This window comes from Photorhabdus sp. RM96S (genome assembly GCF_042879335.1).
Lineage (GTDB): Bacteria > Pseudomonadota > Gammaproteobacteria > Enterobacterales > Enterobacteriaceae > Photorhabdus > Photorhabdus kayaii.
Window position 1 is genome coordinate 1 of sequence record NZ_JBHFKT010000209.1, and the last position, 364, is coordinate 364.

Annotated in this window: 1 protein-coding gene; it reads right to left on the minus strand. The window is 47.3% G+C overall.

Annotation, left to right across the window (positions count from 1 at the left end):
* Positions 1–364: type VI secretion system baseplate subunit TssF (locus ACGF49_RS25010; RefSeq protein WP_387493457.1), on the minus strand; the 364-nt coding region annotated here is incomplete at both ends.

The following is a 364-nucleotide window of genomic DNA, read 5'->3' on the forward strand; positions in this document are numbered from 1 at the left end:
GCGCTGAATATGCCGGCTACGCGGGGCGTCCAGATGCGCGAAGGTATCAAGTTGTTTGACCAGAGATCTGACTGATTCAATATGACTGAGAAAAAATGGCCCAATCGACAATAAAGAGAGTATCGGCCAGTGCTGATGACTGTTTATGACGGCAGGAAGATCTTTTGACGCCGCCACGATATTCCTGGCCTGAATATGGCTGGGTATCTGCTCGCTGGGTATACAGATTTGTCCGATGCCCAATGTCCGTGCCTGCGTATGATATCTGTGATATTGGCAGTAAAATTCGCGATAGTGGTGTTCTGTTACGGGTTTTGCCTGATGATCATAAAACGTGAGATTAATTTGATTGCCACCAAATGGC